17 protein-coding genes are annotated in these 16,472 nt (G+C 74.8%); 8 read left to right on the plus strand and 9 right to left on the minus strand.

Features of this window, described 5'->3' with window-relative positions; genetic code table 11:
- The first annotated feature begins 123 nt into the window (after positions 1-123).
- The gene (locus tag ACZ47G_RS24970) at positions 124-768 is read left to right on the plus strand and encodes a carbonic anhydrase (RefSeq protein WP_465746136.1); all 645 of its coding nucleotides are present in this window, start codon (positions 124-126) and stop codon (positions 766-768) included.
- Between the two features lie 133 nt (positions 769-901).
- Entirely contained in the window at positions 902-1,537 is a 636-nt protein-coding gene (locus tag ACZ47G_RS24975; protein WP_465746138.1) for a flavin reductase family protein, read from the plus strand.
- 39 nt (positions 1,538-1,576) lie between these two features.
- Here ACZ47G_RS24975 and ACZ47G_RS24980 read toward each other — a convergent pair whose 3' ends face one another.
- The 3 genes from ACZ47G_RS24980 to ACZ47G_RS24990 all read right to left on the minus strand — a co-directional run bounded on the left by ACZ47G_RS24980 (position 1,577) and on the right by ACZ47G_RS24990 (position 6,962).
- Positions 1,577-2,197 carry a hypothetical protein gene (locus ACZ47G_RS24980; RefSeq protein WP_465746140.1) on the minus strand — a complete coding sequence of 207 codons (621 nt, stop codon included), beginning with the start codon at positions 2,195-2,197 and terminating at the stop codon, positions 1,577-1,579.
- Positions 2,198-2,601: 404 nt separating this feature from the next.
- Positions 2,602-2,856 (minus strand): DUF4287 domain-containing protein, encoded by a 255-nt coding sequence (locus ACZ47G_RS24985; RefSeq protein WP_465746364.1) that lies wholly within the window; start codon positions 2,854-2,856, stop codon positions 2,602-2,604.
- A 110-nt stretch (positions 2,857-2,966) separates the two neighbouring features.
- On the minus strand, positions 2,967-6,962 hold the full coding sequence (locus ACZ47G_RS24990; protein WP_465746142.1) for a Pls/PosA family non-ribosomal peptide synthetase: 3,996 nt from the start codon (positions 6,960-6,962) through the stop codon (positions 2,967-2,969).
- Positions 6,963-7,388: 426 nt separating this feature from the next.
- Here ACZ47G_RS24990 and ACZ47G_RS24995 point away from each other — a divergent pair, with 426 nt between their 5' ends.
- Positions 7,389-8,048, plus strand: a complete 660-nt coding sequence (locus tag ACZ47G_RS24995) for a histone deacetylase (RefSeq protein WP_465746143.1) — start codon at positions 7,389-7,391, stop codon at positions 8,046-8,048.
- A 125-nt stretch (positions 8,049-8,173) separates the two neighbouring features.
- On the opposite strand, the gene ACZ47G_RS25000 is transcribed toward ACZ47G_RS24995, so the two are convergent.
- Positions 8,174-8,560, minus strand: a complete 387-nt coding sequence (locus tag ACZ47G_RS25000; protein WP_465746145.1) for a DoxX family protein — start codon at positions 8,558-8,560, stop codon at positions 8,174-8,176.
- A 125-nt stretch (positions 8,561-8,685) separates the two neighbouring features.
- Between ACZ47G_RS25000 and sigJ the strand changes: the two genes are divergently transcribed.
- The gene (gene sigJ / locus ACZ47G_RS25005; protein WP_465746147.1) at positions 8,686-9,642 is read left to right on the plus strand and encodes an RNA polymerase sigma factor SigJ; all 957 of its coding nucleotides are present in this window, start codon (positions 8,686-8,688) and stop codon (positions 9,640-9,642) included.
- Positions 9,643-9,731: 89 nt separating this feature from the next.
- Positions 9,732-10,367 (plus strand): hypothetical protein, encoded by a 636-nt coding sequence (locus tag ACZ47G_RS25010; RefSeq protein WP_465746149.1) that lies wholly within the window; start codon positions 9,732-9,734, stop codon positions 10,365-10,367.
- Positions 10,368-10,411: 44 nt separating this feature from the next.
- On the opposite strand, the gene ACZ47G_RS25015 is transcribed toward ACZ47G_RS25010, so the two are convergent.
- Positions 10,412-10,771, minus strand: coding sequence for a hypothetical protein (locus tag ACZ47G_RS25015; protein WP_465746151.1), 360 nt, complete (start codon positions 10,769-10,771; stop codon positions 10,412-10,414).
- A 136-nt stretch (positions 10,772-10,907) separates the two neighbouring features.
- Here ACZ47G_RS25015 and ACZ47G_RS25020 point away from each other — a divergent pair, with 136 nt between their 5' ends.
- Together ACZ47G_RS25020 and ACZ47G_RS25025 are read left to right on the plus strand one after the other, a co-directional pair.
- Positions 10,908-11,384 (plus strand): MarR family winged helix-turn-helix transcriptional regulator, encoded by a 477-nt coding sequence (locus ACZ47G_RS25020; protein ID WP_465746153.1) that lies wholly within the window; start codon positions 10,908-10,910, stop codon positions 11,382-11,384.
- A complete protein-coding gene (locus tag ACZ47G_RS25025; protein WP_465746155.1) occupies positions 11,381-11,824 on the plus strand; it encodes a MarR family transcriptional regulator in 444 nt (147 codons plus the stop codon). Before ACZ47G_RS25020 ends, ACZ47G_RS25025 begins: the two co-directional genes overlap by 4 nt.
- A 231-nt stretch (positions 11,825-12,055) precedes the next feature.
- On the opposite strand, the gene ACZ47G_RS25030 is transcribed toward ACZ47G_RS25025, so the two are convergent.
- The 4 genes from ACZ47G_RS25030 to ACZ47G_RS25045 form a co-directional block, all read right to left on the minus strand.
- On the minus strand, positions 12,056-12,577 hold the full coding sequence (locus tag ACZ47G_RS25030) for a hypothetical protein (protein ID WP_465746157.1): 522 nt from the start codon (positions 12,575-12,577) through the stop codon (positions 12,056-12,058).
- 240 nt (positions 12,578-12,817) lie between these two features.
- The gene (locus ACZ47G_RS25035; protein WP_465746159.1) at positions 12,818-14,038 is read right to left on the minus strand and encodes an erythromycin esterase family protein; all 1,221 of its coding nucleotides are present in this window, start codon (positions 14,036-14,038) and stop codon (positions 12,818-12,820) included.
- 100 nt (positions 14,039-14,138) lie between these two features.
- Positions 14,139-14,864, minus strand: coding sequence for a dienelactone hydrolase family protein (locus ACZ47G_RS25040; RefSeq protein WP_465746161.1), 726 nt, complete (start codon positions 14,862-14,864; stop codon positions 14,139-14,141).
- Positions 14,865-14,941: 77 nt separating this feature from the next.
- Entirely contained in the window at positions 14,942-15,223 is a 282-nt protein-coding gene (locus ACZ47G_RS25045; protein WP_465746163.1) for a hypothetical protein, read from the minus strand.
- A gap of 208 nt (positions 15,224-15,431) precedes the next feature.
- Between ACZ47G_RS25045 and ACZ47G_RS25050 the strand changes: the two genes are divergently transcribed.
- A complete protein-coding gene (locus ACZ47G_RS25050; RefSeq protein ID WP_465746165.1) occupies positions 15,432-16,421 on the plus strand; it encodes a hypothetical protein in 990 nt (329 codons plus the stop codon).
- Positions 16,422-16,472 lie beyond the last annotated feature (51 nt).

A 16,472-nucleotide genomic window follows, 5' to 3' on the forward strand; every position in this document is an offset into this window, starting at 1 on the left:
GCATTGGCGACCGACGACAACGCGGCGAGGTGCGCTTGTGCCCTGGGGGTACCTCCCGGCCGAAGGCTGGGGGAGCGACACCCCGCAGGCGGGGGTTTGAAGGCAGGCCCTAGGGTGGGCGGCATGATCTCCTCTCCGATATCCGGCCCGGTATCCGACCCGATCTCCGGCCCCGACGAGGCCCTGCGGGTGCTGCTGGAGGGCAATGCCCGTTTCGTCGCGGGCAGTCCCGAGCACCCCAACCAGGACGCCGGGCGGCGTGCGGCGCTGGCGCCGGTGCAGAAGCCGTTCGCGGTGCTGTTCGGCTGTTCGGATTCCCGGCTGGCCGCCGAGATCATCTTCGACCGGGGTCTGGGTGACCTGTTCGTGGTGCGCACCGCCGGGCACGTGACCGGTGCGGAGGCGCTGGGCAGTGTCGAGTACGGGGTGGCGGTGCTGGACTGCCCGCTGGTGGTGGTGCTGGGGCACGACTCCTGCGGCGCGGTGGCGGCGGCCCTGGACTCGCTGGAGCAGGGCAAGCTGCCGGGCGGGTTCGTGCGGGACGTGGTGGAGCGGGTGACGCCGAGCGTGCTGTCGGCGAAGGCGGCGGGCATCGAGGACCCGGACGCGATCGTGGACGAGCACATCCGCCAGACCGTGGACCTGCTGCTGGAGCGCTCCCAGCTGCTGGCCGGCCGGGTGGCCGAGGGGCGGGTCGCGGTGGTGGGCCTGTCGTACCGGCTCACCGACGGCCAGGCCCGTACGGTCGCGGTCCGCGGCCTGGGCTGACCCCGGCCGGTACGGGAACGCCATGTCCGATCCCCGCCAGCGCGGGTGTGCGGGCGGGGGCAGAGTCGGTGGCCGGTCACGGATCGTCCGGTCCGGGCCACCGACTCACCTGGATTCGAGGACGGCTCTTCCCGTGCACAAGGTCACTGATCTCAAGGTCCTGTATTTCGGCACCCCGGTGGTGCTGATCGGCTCGCGCAACGAGGACGGCGGCGCCAATCTGACGCCGATGTCCTCGGCCTGGTGGCTGGGCCAGACGTGTGTGCTGGGCCTGGGCAACACCTCGCAGACCGCGATCAACCTGCGGCGCGAGGGCGAGTGCGTGCTCAACCTGCCCAGTGCGGCGCAGGTCGACGCGGTGGACGCGCTGGCGCTGCTGACCGCCAATCCGCGGATCACCGAGTCCCGGCGGGCGCAGGGCTACCGGCACGAGCGGAACAAGTTCGCCGCCGCCGGGATGACGGAGCTGCCCGGGGAGCTGGTTCGGGCGCCGCGGGCGGCCGAGTGCCCGGTGCAGCTGGAGTGCCGGCTGGAGGAGGCCCGGCCGCTGGCGGGCAACGAGGGGTGCACCGCCTTCGAGGTCACCGTGGTGCGCGCCCACGTGGACGAGCGGCTGCTCGTGCCGGGCACCGACCACTACGTGGACCCGGTCGGCTGGGACCCGCTGATCATGAAGTTCTGCGAGTTCTTCGGCGAGGGCCGGCGGCTGACCCCCTCGCGGCTGGCCGAGGGCTGGCAGATGCCCGGCCGGTTGCCGGCCGCGGTCTGAGCACCGGCGCCAGGCCCTGTCCGGCCTGGAGGGTGTGCGTCAGGGCGCGACGGTCTCCCCGCAGGAGTCGCACACCCGGGTGGCGGGCAGTTCGAGGAAGCAGTTCGGGCAGATCGCCGGCGGGCGCGGGGCCGTCGCGGTGGCGGCGGCGGGGCCGGTGGTGGCGGCGGCCTTCTTGCGGGTGACCGCGGTCTTCAGCCGCGGGGCCAGGGCCGGGATGCCGCCGTCGGCGGGCAGGTCGGCGCCGAAGTGCCGGTAGCAGGCCAGCCGGGCGGCGGCGGCGTGCTGCTCGCGGTCCATCTCGTCGAGGATCGGCGGCTGCCCGGCCACCGCCAGGACGTCCTGGTAGCCGGCGCCGACCATGCCGTCGGTGGCGTGCACGACCAGGGCGGTCAGCGGCGGGTCGCCGCGGCGGTGGGCCTCGCGCACCACCAGGGCGAGCACCTTGCCGATCCAGTGCCGCTGGTTGATGCTGGTGCGCACCCCGGAGGCCTGCTGGACGGCCTCGGCCAGGTCGGCGTAGGTGATCACCGCGTGGTAGCGGCGGGCCACGTCCACCAGGGCGGGGTAGGCCGCCCTGGTCCACACGATGTGCGCCTGGCTGATGGCGACGGGCGTGCCGTCCGAGTCCCGCCAGTAGCCGCGCTGCTGCTGCGTCATCCGTCCGCCCCTTGTCCGTTCCGCCTGTCGGCCCCCGCCGGGAGCGAGGCTACCCCGCGCGGGTGTCCGCTTTCCTGCCGGGGGCTTTCCCATCGGCTCCCGGCCGGCTCCCCGCCGGCTCCCTGCCGGGCCTTTGCCGACGGGGCCTTTGCCGACGGGGCCTTTCCGGCGAGGACTTTCCGGCGGGGACTTTCCGGCGGGGACTTTCCGGCCGGGCTTGACTTCAAGTGCTGTTGAAGTCGTGGAATGGGGGCCGACCGCAGCCGTACGGGCAGTCCGCGGTCGATGCCCCGCCCGTACGGGAACGGACCGGGGCCGGGGCCGCCGTCATCCGATCGTGCCGTCGGCGGCCCCGGCCCCCGTCATCGCCGGATCGCCGGTCCCCCGGTGACCGGGGCCCGGGGTCAGGCCGTCTCGGCGAGGGTGTGGGCGACCAGGGCGTTGGCGTGGCCGTGGCCCAGGCCGTGCTCGGTCTTGAGCCAGGCGACGAGTTCCATGTGCCTGGTGAGCGGGGAGGTGCGGATGAGGTCCTTCCACTCCTCGATCGGGCGGCCGTGCTTCTTCTCGATGGACGGGAAGTAGCTCGCGGGGCCCTTGACGGCGTTCTTCCCGGTCGCGGCGGTGGCCGCGGTGGCGGCTGCGGTGGCGGTGGCCTTCACATTTGCCGTGGTCATGTCCGGTGTCCTCCCAAGTGCGGGCAAAGCAGAAGCGGTGCGTTCACAGGTAGGACTGTGACCGCACCGCTTCCTCATCGCCCGATAAGTGTGATCTACATCATGGCGGCTCGCCGCCGTCCCCGGGCCGCGCGGCGCCCGGCCGGCGGGGTGGCGTCGGCGTTCCAGGCGGCGACGGGGTTGCCGAGCCAGCGGGTGGCGCCGGGGACGTTCTCGCCCCGCATCACCAGGGAGGCCGGGCCGACCGTGGCGGCGTCGCCGAGGGAGGAGTTGAGCAGCACGATCGAGTGCGGCCCGGTGGTGGAGCCGGCGCCCAGGTGGACGGGGCCCAGCCGCATCACCCGGTCGTGGAACAGGTGGGTCTGCAGCACGGTGCCGCGGTTGACGCTGGCGCCCGCCCCGACGGTGACCAGGTCGCTCTCCGGCAGCCAGTGGGTCTCGCACCACACGCCGCGCCCGATCTTCGCGCCGAGGCTGCGCAGCCACAGGTTCAGGTACGGGGTGCCGGTCATGGCGCCGCCGCCGAAGGGCATGGCGAGTTCCTCGACGAAGGTGTCGTAGAGCTCGTTGCGCCAGACGAAGGAGGACCACAGCGGGTGCTCGGAGACCCGGAAGCGCCCGACCAGCAGCCACTTGGCGAGGGTGGTGACCGCGCAGGCCACCACCGCGGCGGCCACCAGCACCGGGCCGGCCGCCCCGACGGCGGTGCCCAGCCCGTAGTCGTTGCGGACGGCCTGCAGGGCGGCGAAGACCAGGTCGGCCATGACGGCGGCGATGACGACCGGCAGCAGCCGGCAGACCTCGACGCCGGCGCGCGCCCACATCAGGCGCTTGGGCGGGTCGTAGGTGCGGGCCTCGCCGCCGGTGTCGGCCACCCGCGGCAGGGCGAAGGCGGGCCGGCCCAGCCAGGAGGAGCCCTCGGGGGCCTGGGCGGGGGTGTCGGAGAGCACGCCGACCAGGGAGTTGTCGGGCAGCGAGCGGCCGGGGCCGACGATGCCGGAGTTGCCGACGAAGGAGCGGCGCCCGACGTGGGCGCGGCCCAGGTGCAGGCGGCCGGCGCGCAGCTCGTAGGGGGCGACGAGGGTGTCGTCGGCGAGGAAGGCGCCGTCGTCGACCCGCATCAGGCCGGGCAGGGCGAGCACCGTGGAGGCCTCCACCCGGCTGCCGATCCTGGCGCCGAGCAGGCGCAGCCACACCGGGGTGAAGAGGCTGGCGTAGAGGGGGAACAGGGTGCGCCGGGCGCTGTCGCTGAGGTGGGAGACGCCCCAGGCGCAGAACGCGACCTTGCCGGTGGCCGGGTGGAAGCCCGGGCGCAGCGGGAGCGAGAGGAGCCGGATCAGCAGGGCTATCAGCGCGGCGTGGCAGACGACGGTGAGGATGGCCAGCGGGACGGTCATCGGCAGCAGCTGGAGCAGCACCGCGGCCAGGGTGCGTTGGTTGTCGACCATCGGGTAGGCGAGGAACATCGCCGGCAGGGCGGCGATGACGGGCACCAGGCCGAAGACCGCGAAGCCGACGCCGTAGGCGAGGTTCCAGATCCGGGAGGCCCTGACGGGGCCGGTCGGCCAGGGGGTGCGGGCCTCGGTGGAGGGGCGGGCCGGGGAGCCGTGCCAGTGCTCGCCGGGCGGGACGGTGCCGGTGACGCAGGAGCCGGGGGCGATCTCGGCGCCGGCGCCGACGCGGGCGCCGGGCATCAGGGTGGCGCGGTGGCCGATGCTGGCGCCCTCGCCGATGTCGATGTGGCCGAGCTGGAGGGTGTCGCCGTCGAGCCACCAGCCGACGATGTCGGCCTCGGGTTCGAGGCTGGCGCCGTTGCCGATCCGGGCCAGGCCGGTGACGGGGGGCGCGGTGTGCAGTTGGACGTTCCGGCCGACGCGGCAGCCCAGCATCCGGGCGTAGCGCGGGGCCCAGGGGGTGCCGGAGAGGTTGCCGGTGCCGAACATGGCGGTGTAGCGCTCGGCGGCCCACAGCCGCAGGTGGACCTGGCCGCCGCGGGGGTGGCTGCCGGGCCGCATGCCGGCGGTGAGCAGGCGGGCGCCGGCGGCGGCGAGCAGGGTGCGGCCGGGGGCGCTGTAGAAGAGGACGGCGCCGGCCGCCACGGGCCACCAGGAGCTGTGCGGGGCCCAGGGGACGTTGCTGCCCATGAGGTTGTCGACGGCGATCAGGACGATCACCCAGCGCAGTCCGGACAGGCCGAACATGGCGAGCAGCATCAGGCTCTGCCAGAGGCCGGCGCCGCGCGGGGTGGGTCGCACCGGCCGTACGGGCGTGGCGGTCGCGGCGGCTTCCGGCCCTGCCGCGGCCGCCGCGGCCTGGGGGGCCGGGGCGAGGGAGTCGAGGTAGCCGGCGAGGTCGCCGAGCACCGGGTGGGCGTAGAGGTCGGCGACGGAGACGCCGCTGTGGCGGGTGCGCAGTTCGGAGACCAGGCGGGCGGCGGTGAGGCTGGAGCCGCCGAGGGCGAAGAAGTCGTCGCCGCGGCCGGGGGCCATGCCGAGCAGGCGCTCCCACTGGCCGGCGAGCCAGCCGGCGGTGCCGTCCAGGGTCTCGGCGGGGCGCTCGGAGCCGCCGGTGGTGGCCAGCGGCCAGGGCAGGGCGTTGCGGTCGACCTTGCCGGAGGTCTTGGTGGGCAGGGAGTCGACCAGGGCGAGGACGGGCACCAGCGGTGCGGGCAGGCGCTCCAGCAGTCGCTGGCGGGCGTCGGCGAGGTCGGGGGCGGCGCCGGGCCGGGCGACGAGGTAGCCGACCAGCAGGTCGGCGCCGGCCGGGGTCTTGCGCACGGCGGCCGCGGCGGCGCGGATGCCGGGCAGGGCCTGGAGGGCGGCGTCGATCTCGCCGAGTTCGATGCGGCGGCCGCCGAGTTTGATCTGGTCGTCGGCGCGGCCGAGGAAGACCAGGCCCTCGGGGTCGTTGCGGACCAGGTCGCCGCTGCGGTAGACGCGGGGGGAGGCGATCGCGGGGTGGGGGCTGTACTTCTCGGCGTCCTTGGCGGGGTCGAGGTAGCGGGCGGTGCCGATGCCGCTGATCAGCAGTTCGCCGTTCTCGTACCAGGGCACGGGGTGGCCGGCCTGGTCGACGACGGCGATCTCCCAGCCGTCCAGGGGTGCGCCGATGCGTACCGGCTGGCCGGGCAGCATCCGGGCGGCGGTGGCCACCACGGTGGTCTCGGTGGGGCCGTAGGTGTTCCAGAACTCGCGGCCGGGCACGGCCAGGCGCTCGACGAGTTCGGCCGGGCAGGCCTCGCCGCCGACGATGATCAGGCGGACCTGGTCCAGGCACTCCTGGGGCCACAGGGCGAGCAGGGTGGGGACGGTGGAGATCGCGGTGATCCGGCGTTGGACGAGCCAGGGGCCGAGGTCGGTGCCGGCCTTGACCAGGGAGCGGGGGGCGGGCACCAGGCAGGCGCCGTGGCGCCAGGCCAGCCACATCTCCTCGCAGGAGGCGTCGAAGGCCACCGACAGGCCCGCCAGGACGCGGTCGCCGGGGCCCAGCGGGTGGGAGCGCAGGAAGATGCGGGCCTCGGCGTCGACGAAGGCGGCGGCGCTGCGGTGGGTGACGGCCACGCCCTTGGGGCGGCCGGTGGTGCCGGAGGTGAAGATGATCCAGGCGTCGTCGGCCGGGGTGGGCCAGGCCGGGCGGCCCGAGGGGCGGGCGGCGGGGCCGGCGGCCAGCCGGTGGCCGGCGCCGAGGATCGCGCAGACCTGGGCGTCCTGCCAGATCATCTCGGCGCGCTCGTCGGGGTCGTCGGCGTCCACGGGCACGTAGGCGGCGCCGCAGCGCAGTACGGCGAGGATGGCGACGTACAGGTCGGCGGTGCCGGAGGGGATGCGTACGCCCACCCGGTCGCCGGTGCCGATGCCGTGGCCGGCCAGCCCGCCGGCGAGGGCGTCGACCTGCTGCAGCAGGGTCCGGTAGTCGAGCACCGTCTCGCCGGTGTCCAGCGCGGGCGCGTGGGGGTGCGCGTCGGCCGTGGCGGCGATGACGTCGAGGAGGCTTCGCGGGTGGGCGGGCTGGGCCACCGGCCAGCCCGCGGCCTGCCCCGGGTTGGGTCGGTGCAGCGTGCCCGGGCCAGCCGTGTCGTGGCGTGCGTCCATGGGGATGGGTTCCTTGGCTCCGTTTGTCCTGAGAGGCGCGTGTCACTTCGCTACGTGCGGTGACGCCGTTGTCACGTGGTGGGAACGCGCCCACTCACCATGACTCCACTGGGCGTCTGCTGGATGCAGCGAAGGCGCGGTCAAAGAGAATTCTCATCATTGATGACAATCGGCCTAATCATGATGCGAATCGAATGTCGATTCGGGTATTTCCATGTGTTTTCGCTGGTGAAGGCTAATCGGCGAAAACCGGAGGGGCGTGACGGCAGAGGGAAGAGTGTTGAACACCATGGCGTCCGGAACGGTACCGGTAGTGAGGGGTTGGCTACCGAATCGGGGGGTTTTGGTCGGATGTTCGTCCTGTCCACGTCAGTCTCGGTTTTGTGTGAGACTCTCCAGCCGCCGTCCAACAAACGGACGTTTCCTGTGAAGACGGTGTGGGCCGCGGCGCCCTCTTCCGGACCGCACGGCGGGAACCCGCTCCTCTGGTACGCGGCGTACGGGTCCAACCTGCACGCTGCCCGCTTCGCCTGCTACCTGTACGGCGGCCGTCCGGAGGGCGCGGCCCTCGGCTGCCCGGGCTGCCGCGACCGCCGCCCGCCCCGCGGAACGGCCGCCCTCACCCTGCCCGGAACCCTGTACTTCGCCGGCCACTCCCCCACCTGGGGCGGCGCGACGGCCTCCTACGACCCGGCCGGCCGCGGGGCGGTGCCCTGCCGCGGCTACCTGCTCACCCCCGGCCAGTTCAGCGACCTCGCCGCCCAGGAGATGCGCCGCCCCCCGGGCACCGACCTCGACCTCACCCGGGTCCTGGCCACCGGCCGCGACCGGACCGGCCCCGGCCGCTACGAGACCCTGCTGCGCGTCGGAGCACTCGGGGGGCGCCCGGTGCTCACCTTCACCTCCCCCGCCGGCCTGGCCGGCACCGAGCCCACCGCCCCCACCGCCGCCTACCTGCGCACCCTGGGCGCCGGCCTGGCCGAGGCCCACGGCTGGGGGCCCTGGCGCGCCGCCGGCTACCTCGCCACCCGCCCGGGCGCGACCGGGCACTGGGAGGTGGGGGCGGTGGCGGCGCTGCTGGGGTGAGCGGGGGCCGGGAGCCGACCCCGACGGCCGGTTGACGGCAGGTTGACGGCAGGTCGGCGCGCGGTCGGTGGTCGGTCGGCGCGCGGCCGGTGGTCGGTCTGCCGTCGGTTGCCGTTCGCCGGAGGTCAGTTGAGGAAGGACTCCGGGCCCAGGCGGCCCCAGAGCACGAACGCGGCCAGCAGCACGTAGACCACGTCCACCGCCACCAGCCGGTACTCGCGCCGCCGCAGGCGCACCACCGCCGCCCCGGCCATCAGCAGCACCAGCCCGAGCGCGGCCAGCGGCACCAGCACCGGCGCGACGCCGAGCAGCGCGGGCAGCACCAGCCCCACCGCGGCCAGGACTTCGAGGGCGCCGATCGCCCTCACCCCGCCCGCGCTGAAGTCCTCGACCCAGCGGCCGCTGCGCCCGGCGGCGGCGATCCGCTCCTTCGGCACCAGCAGCTTGAAGGCACCGCCGAGCAGATAGGCGGCGGTCAGCAGTGCGGTGACGGTCCACAGTGCGGGGTTCATGGTGTTCTCCTCGGTACGTTGTCCGCTGCTGCCCTCCGGGACAGGGCAGCCGGGCCGCCCGTGACGGGGGCCCGGTGTGAGGCGCGCCACCCCGGGCGGGGCGGCGCCGGAAGGGACGGGGTGCCATGGCGGGATCGACGGGTACGGCGGACGTGGCGGAGGCGGCCCGGTACCGGCCGCTGCTGTTCTCCATCGCCTACGGCATGACGGGCTCGGTGGGCGACGCCGAGGACCTCGTCCAGGACACCTTCCTCAATCTGACCCGGGCCGGGCAGGCCGGCACCACCGTCACCAACCTCAAGGCGTACCTGACCACTTCGGTCACCCGCCTGGGCATCAACCACCTGGACTCGGCCCGGGTGCGGCGCGAGAGCTACGTCGGCGAGTGGCTGCCCGAGCCCGTCGTCGCCTTCGCCGAGCGCCCCGGCGACGCCCCCGCCGAGCACGCCGAGCTGGCCGACTCGCTGTCGATGGCCTTCCTGGTGATGCTGGAGGCCCTCTCCCCCGTGGAGCGGGCGGTGCTGCTGCTGCGCGAGGCCTTCGGCTACGGCTACCCGGAGGTCGCGGAGCTGACCGGCAAGTCGGAGGCGAACTGCCGTCAGATCCTGGTCCGGGCCCGCAAGCACCTGGCCCTGGGCGCGGACGCCCCGCTGCCGGCGGCCCGGCGGGCCGAGGGCGACGAACTGGCCCGCCGCTTCTTCGCGGTGGCCGCCGGCGGGGACCTCGCCGAGCTGCTCGGCATGCTCGCCCCCGACGTGGTCTTCCACGGCGACGGCGGCGGCAAGGCGCAGTCGGTCGGCAAGTCGGTCGCCGGCCTGGAGCGCGTCGCCCACCTGCTCGCCTTCGGCTTCACCCGCAACCGCGAACTCGGCGTCACCCTGCGCCCGGCCCTGGTCAACGGCCGCCCGGGCGCGGTCTCCTACGACCCCCAGGGGCGGGTCGCCAGTGTCCTGGTGCTGGAGATCGCCGACGGCGCGATCCGGGCGCTGCACTCGGTGTCCAACCCGGACAAGCTCGGACACCTGGGCGAGGTGTCCGACATCGGGCTGCGCCGGGTGCGGGAGCGGGATCGGGACCGGTAGGTAGGCGGCCCCGGAAATCCGCAGGGCGGGCGGGAGCGTGCATCCCCTAGACTCCCCGTCTTGATCACCTGCACGTCAACGGGGACACCATGAGCATCCGTCACCTGGGCGCCGCCGCGCGCCTCATAGGCCGCCGCAACGCCCTGCGCTACCTGGCCGTCGGCGCGGGTTCGGCGCTGGTCGCCGCCTGCTCCGGCAGCGGGAGCGGCAGCACGGGCGGTGGCGACGGTAGCGGCGGCGACGGTGGCGGCGCCCAGGGCCCCACCTCGGTCGCGGACGCGGTCAAGCCCACCGTGGCCGACCGCGCCTTCGACGCCTTCATGCGCGGCAGTTGGACCGTCTCCTCCAGCACCTCCCGGGGCAAGCCCCTCACCGGCAAGTCCGAGGTGCAGACCGACGGCGCCGGCAACGGCGGCTGGACGATCACCTGGGACGGCCAGAGCGGCAAGGCCGCCCGCTGGCACGGCACCTTCCTGCTGCGCGGCGGCCACCTGTCGCTGACCCTCATGGAGGGCCCCGACAAGCTCGTCCAGGAGCGCCCTCCCCAGGCCCTGAACGTCCCGGCCACCGTGGGCACCGAGGTCCGGCTCACCCTGCCCTGGCAGCCGCCCGGCTCCGGCGACAGCGGCAGGGAGAACCTCGCGGTGACGTACGAGGGCACCACGCTGACCATCGTCCACACCTCGGGCGCCAGCCGCACCACCCACACCTGCACCCGGGCCTGAGCGGGGAACTCCCCCGCGCTCAGGCGTCCTTGGCCGACGCGCCGTCAGACCGGCATCGGCCCGGGCGCGTCCTCCCGGTCGCGGGCGCCGCCGGGCCGGATCTCCCGGACGTCGTCGGCCACCTCGACCGAGCGCTCCCGGATCTCCTGGTAGCGGTTCGCCGGCCAGCCGGTCGTCCCGGTCCACCGCGCCCCGGACAGGTCGGCGTCCAGTTGCCAGGCGGGGCGCAGGTCGGCGCCGACCCCGAGCCGGATGGCCACCGCGACGCCGTACGGCGGCAGGGCGGGGCGGCCGCGGCGCTTCCACGGGAAGCCGCGGGAGGCGTGGGTCGCGGCGTACAGGCCCCAGGCCTCGGTGAGGGCGGAGCCGAGCAGCCCCCGCGGGCCCGCCGGCCAGGTCGACATCCGGCCCCGCCTGCGATCGTCCGACGGCACGTGAAGGGAGCCGGGTTGACGATCCGTCACTCCTCCCCGGAAGCCCTCGCGGAAGCCCCTGCCAAAACAGTAGCCATGGATACAGTAGCCATGTACGGTATCGGCCATGAGCGAAGCAGCCGAGAACGCCACCGCCGGATTCCTGGTCTGGCGCCTGTCCACCAAGTGGCGGGTGGCCGTCGACCGGGCGGTCGCGCCGCTGGGACTGACCCACGCCCAGTACGCGCTGATGGGGTCGCTGTACGGCATGGCGCGCACCGGGCAGCAGCCCAGCCAGCGCCAGCTCGCCGACCACACCGGCCTGGAGGCCCTCTACGTCTCCAAGCTCGCCCGCAGCCTGGAGAACGCCGGACTCCTCACCCGCACCCGGGACCCGCAGGATCCGCGCGCGATGCGACTGTCGCTCACCGAACAGGGCCACGAGGTCGCCGGACAGGCGATCACTGTGATCCAGGGCCTGCTGGAACGGCTGCTGGAGCCGCTCGGCGGCCGGAGCAGCCGACGCACCCGGGAGTTCACCCGGGACCTGGCGGCCCTGCTGGACGTACCGCTCGACCCACCCGATCAGGAGCAGAGGCCATGACCACCACCGCACCCGTGCTCAACCCCCGCGCCATCGCCCTGGCCCACTACGCCGGACGCGCCCTGCTGGAGGGCGTACTGGCCCGCCACGGCGCCACGTTCGAGCAGAGCGTCACGCTGCGCGCCGTCACCGCCGCGGGCGGGTCGGTGGGCGTCGGCGAGCTGGTCGCCGAGGTCACCGGTTCACTGAAGGCCGGGGAGGCGGCGGTGCGCGCCGTCATCGGCGAACTGACCGCCGCACGGCTGCTGGAGCGGCGCGGCGATCTGCTCGAACTCACCGAGGCCGGAATGGAGTTGTTCGAGACCACCACCGCCGAGACGGCCGGGATCTCGGCCGCCCTGTACGCCGACATCCCAGCCGAGGACCTCACCGTGGCCGGCCGCACCCTGGCCCTGATCACCGAACGCGCCAACGCCGAACTGGCCCGGCAGGCGCGGTAGCCCGGTCGGCCGCGGCCTGGAGCGGTCACGCACCGAACCGGCCTGCGCCACCACGGGGTGGAGTGCGGCGTACGCGTGCAGGAGGCCGGAAGGCTGTTCGGGCAGGTGATCGATCGCGCCAGAACGGCCTTACGTCCAGCGCGGGTTCACGTTGCGCGAAAGCGCGACCGGCGTCCTCGGCGCGTGAACGGCGTCACCGGGATCAGGGCCGCCGCCGGGTCGCGACGGCCCTCAGGCGGCGGCCGCTTCGACGACCTCGATCTCGAACGGCTGCCGGTTGTTGCGTCCGTTCCGGTCGTCCGGGCTGTGCACGCCGACCTCCCCGCCGAGCAGCGGGCCCGCGGGCGCGTCGGGGGAGATCCGGACGGGAATGATCGCGGTCGCGCTGCGCCCCTCACGCAGCCCGGGCCCGAAGGTGCAGCGCAGGTGGCGCTTGTCCCCGGAGGCCGTGCACGTTTCGGGGAAGAACGGCTCCTCCGCCGTGGTCCCCGCCGGCAGGACGATCAGGACGTCGAACGGCGATGCCGTGGTGTCCGGGCCGCGGTTGGCGACGAAGGCGTGCAGGCTGGTCCGGCCGCCCGGCGGGGCGGCGTCGGGGTCCAGCCGGATCACCTCCAGGTCGGAGTCGGAGACCGCGGGGGCGAGCGCGGGCGGCGGTACCGGTCGGCCGATCGGGCGGGGGTCGGGGCGCTGCCCGGCCCAGGACGGGCCGGCGGTCAGCGTCGCCAGCGCGCAGCCCGCCGCCACGGTCACCGTCAGCCATCTCCCGCCGCGTGCTCCCGTGCGTCTGCGCTCCATGGTCGTCCGCCGTTCTCTCGCACCCGGCCGCCCGCGCCGTCGCGGGCCGCGTCCGCACCAGGGTGGCCGAGCGACCGGCGGCCGTCGCCGCGCCCCGCCCTCGGTCCGCCCGAACGGACGAACGGACGAACGGAGGAACGGAGGAACACGCGCCCGGGAGAGCCGGCCGGAGAGCCGCCCGGAGAGCCCGCCGGGTCACGGGAGCCGGTGGACCGGGGTGGCCTCGCGCAGGTGGATGAGGACGTCGAAGGCGTCGGGGAGGGAGGCGACGGCCAGGTGTTCGGCGGCGTCGCGCTCCGGGGTGTAGACGCCGCTGATGACGCGGGCCTTGGCGGGGCCGTCCCATGCGCGGCGGACGTCCTGGTGGCGCAGGTCGAGCCAGTGGGCGGGTGCGCCGGTCCCGCCGAGTCTGGCGTCGAGCAGGTCGGGGGCCGGGTCGGGGACGACGGCGTGGCCGAGGTCGCCGTGGTGGAAGCCGATCGCCGCGGAGACGTACCGTGCGCCGTAGCGCTTGCGCAGCAGACTGCCGACGGTGGGCTGCGGGCCGCGTTCGGGGGCCACGCCGAGGAGGGTGTCGGTGGCGGAGGTGTGGGCGGTGCCGTCCCAGTAGACGGTGCGCAGGCCGGTGCGGTGCTGGGTGTCGGCGATGACGTCGGCCCACCGTTCGGCCTCGCCCGCGTAGTTGGCGCGCCCGGCGACGCTGTGCTCGTGGTACTCGGCGATCAGCCGCATCCGTGCCAGCGCGTCGCCGCCGTCGCCTCCGGTGCCGTCACTGCCGGTGCCGGTGCCGGTGCCGGTGCCGTCGCTGCCGTCGCCGTCGCGGTCGCCGTCGAGGGATTCGAGCAGGGCGAGGGCGTCGCGGGCGTGGTCGGCGAAGGGGCGGCCCGGGTGGATCCCCCGGGCCCGCTGGACGTGTTCGTCCACGTCGTGGGCGGTGCGGATGGGGTCGAGGTGGGCCGCCAGCCGGGCGAGCCGCTCGGGCGCCGTGGCGCGGACGTGGGCCAGGACGGCGTCGTAGTCGGCGGGTTGCGCCTGGGCGGGCTTGATGCCGTAGACGCGGACCGGGTCGTCGGCGTGGTCCCGGTTGTACGCCCGGATCCATTCCAGGGCGGCGGCGGTCTCGGCGGTGCGCCACGGGCGCCAGGCCCCGGCCAGGGCGTCCGCGGCGCTGCCGGCGCCGCCGTTCACGTACGCGTCGAGGGCGGCGCCGGCGCCGGCGGCGTCCTGGACGGCGAGGGCGCGGAAGCCGTGGTCCCGGACGAGCCGGCGGAACAGCTGGTCCCGCACCCCGGAGGTCTCCCGGGAGAAGCGGGTGGACTCCCCGATGCCCACCACCGTTGCCCCGAGGGCCAGTTGGGCGGCGATCGAGTCGAGGGCGGGGTCGGACAGCGGGAGAAGCGCGGTGTCGTTCGGCATGCCGCACAGTCTGGTAGTTCAAGTCGACTTGAGGTCAAGCACGCAGAAGTCGGCCGCACCGCTACCGGGGTGCGCGGGCGGGGTCGTCGGCCGTGAGCGGTCAGGCCCCGACGGGCAGGCATTCGTCGAGCAGGGCGAGGATGTCGCGCCAGGCGCGGCGGGCGTGCAGCGGGTGGTGGGCGACGCCGGGGACGACGGGCTGGTCGACGGGCGGGTGGTGGAAGGCGTGCTGGGCGCCGCCGTAGACGGTGAGGCGCCAGTCGACGCCGGCGGCCTGCAACTCGGCGGTGAAGGCCTCGCGTTGGGCGGCGGGCTGGATCGGGTCCTCGGAGCCGACGCCCGCCCACACCGGGCAGCGGATGTTCGCGGCCTCTCCGGGGCGGCCGGTGGTGAGGGCGTTGACGGTGGCGACGGCCTTCAGGTCGGCGCCGGAGCGCGCGAGTTCGAGCAGGACGGCGCCGCCGGTGCCGTAGCCGACGGCGGCGATCCGCCCGGGGTCGGTGCGCGGTTCGGCGCGCAGCGCGTCGAGGGCGGCGTGGCCGATGTCGCGCAGCCGGTCGGGGTCGGCGAGCAGGGGCAGGCAGCGCGCCAGCATCTCCTGGGGGTCGGTGAACCAGCGGCCGCCGTGGATGTCGAAGGCCAGCGCCACGTAGCCGAGTTCGGCGAGGGCGTCGGCGCGGCGGCGCTGGAAGTCGTTGAGGCCGGTGCCCTCGGGCCCGATCAGGACGGCGGGGCGGGGGCCGGTGCCGGCCGGGAGGGCGAGGTGGCCGACCATGGTGAGGCCGTCGGCGGGGTAGCGGACCGTGCGGGTGGCGACCGTTGTCATGGGCCGACGGTAGACGCCGGCGAGGCCCGGTGGGGCGGACCTTCGCCGACAGCCGAGCGGCCCCGAAGCGGGCCTGCTCAGAACACGAAGTAGCTCGCCCCGAAGGCCCTGGCGGACTCCCCGGGGTCCACCTCCGCCGTCACCGGGCCCTGGCAGTTCGCGGCGGCGTGCACCAGGACCGTCGAGTTGGTGAAGTTCTCGACGGTGACCGGCGAGGAGACCGGGTAGCAGCCGCGCTGCGGGTTCTGGTGGGGCACGCCGTTCACCACCAGCAGCCCGGTGGCGGCCTGGGCGGGGACGGCGAGGGCGAGCATCCCGGCGGCGGCGAGCAGGACGGCTCCGGAGATCCGACGGCGCATGGGGGTTCCTCCCTGGTCAGGGGGCACCGCCCCGAGCGGTGCCCGTGCGAACGATCCTGTCGGCGCCGGGGCGGATACCGCAATCGCCCGAACCGGCGATGGGACAGCGGCAGTTGGGCGCCGTGCGGTGCTGCGGCCGGAGGCTGCGCCGGGTCGCGGCGGCCGGGTGAGGGGTCGTGCTAGGAATGGAACCGTGATGATCAAAGGCGTGACCTATGACGTCGGCACCCCGACCGTCGACGGCTCGACGACGCGGCCGGACCTCACCGCGGCGACGGTGGAACGGGAGTTGGCCGCCATCGCCGGCGACCTGAACTGCACCGCGGTGCGGATCACCGGCGACGACGTGAACCGGTTGCGGATGGCCGCGCAGATCGCCGTCGGGCTGGGTCTGGCCGTGTGGATGTCCCCGATGCTGCCGAACGCCGACGAGCAGGCGACGCTGGCGGCCGTCGCCGCCGCCGCCGAGGCCGCCGGGGAACTCCACCGTGCGGGCGGCGACATCACGCTCGTCGTCGGCTGCGAGCTGAGCGTCTTCATGGCCGGCCTGGTGCCCGGTGCCGACATCGGCCAACGGCTCGCCGCGCTCGCGGATCCGATGAGCTGGCCGCCGGAGTTCTTCGCCGCGGGCCCGCCGCCGCAGCGGCTCAACACCCTGCTGGCCGCCGCGGTCGCGAGCACCCGGCAGCACTTCACCGGCCCCGTCACCTACGCCGCCGGCCTCTGGGAGGACATCGACTGGACACCGTTCGACCTCGTGGCCGTCGACGCCTACCGGGACGCGACCAACGCCACCACCCTGCGCGCGACGCTGGAATCGCTGCACCAGCACGGAAAGCCCGTGGTCGCAGCCGAGTTCGGCTGCGCCGCCTTCGCCGGGGCCGCCGAGCACGGCAGCCTCGCCTGGACGCTGGTCGACCGCTCGGCCGAGCCGCGCCGACTGCGGAGCAGGCTCGTTCGGGACGAAGCGGCCCAGGCCCGCGAACTCACCTCGCTGATCGACCTGTTCACCGCCGCGCGACTGGCCGGGGCGTTCGTCTTCACCTACGTCACCCCCCACTACCCGGCGGCCGAGGACCCGTTGCACGACCTCGACCTGGTCGGCTACGGCCTGGTCCGCTCCTGGCCGGACGGGCGCACCACGCCCAAGGCCGCCTTCGCCGCCGTCGCCCGCGGCTATGCCGGTCGGACGGACTGAGAGAACGGCGGAGTTCGCGGGCCCCTTGCGGCGGTCGGGCGCACGTCCAGG

This window comes from Kitasatospora sp. NPDC030952 (genome assembly GCF_055571335.1).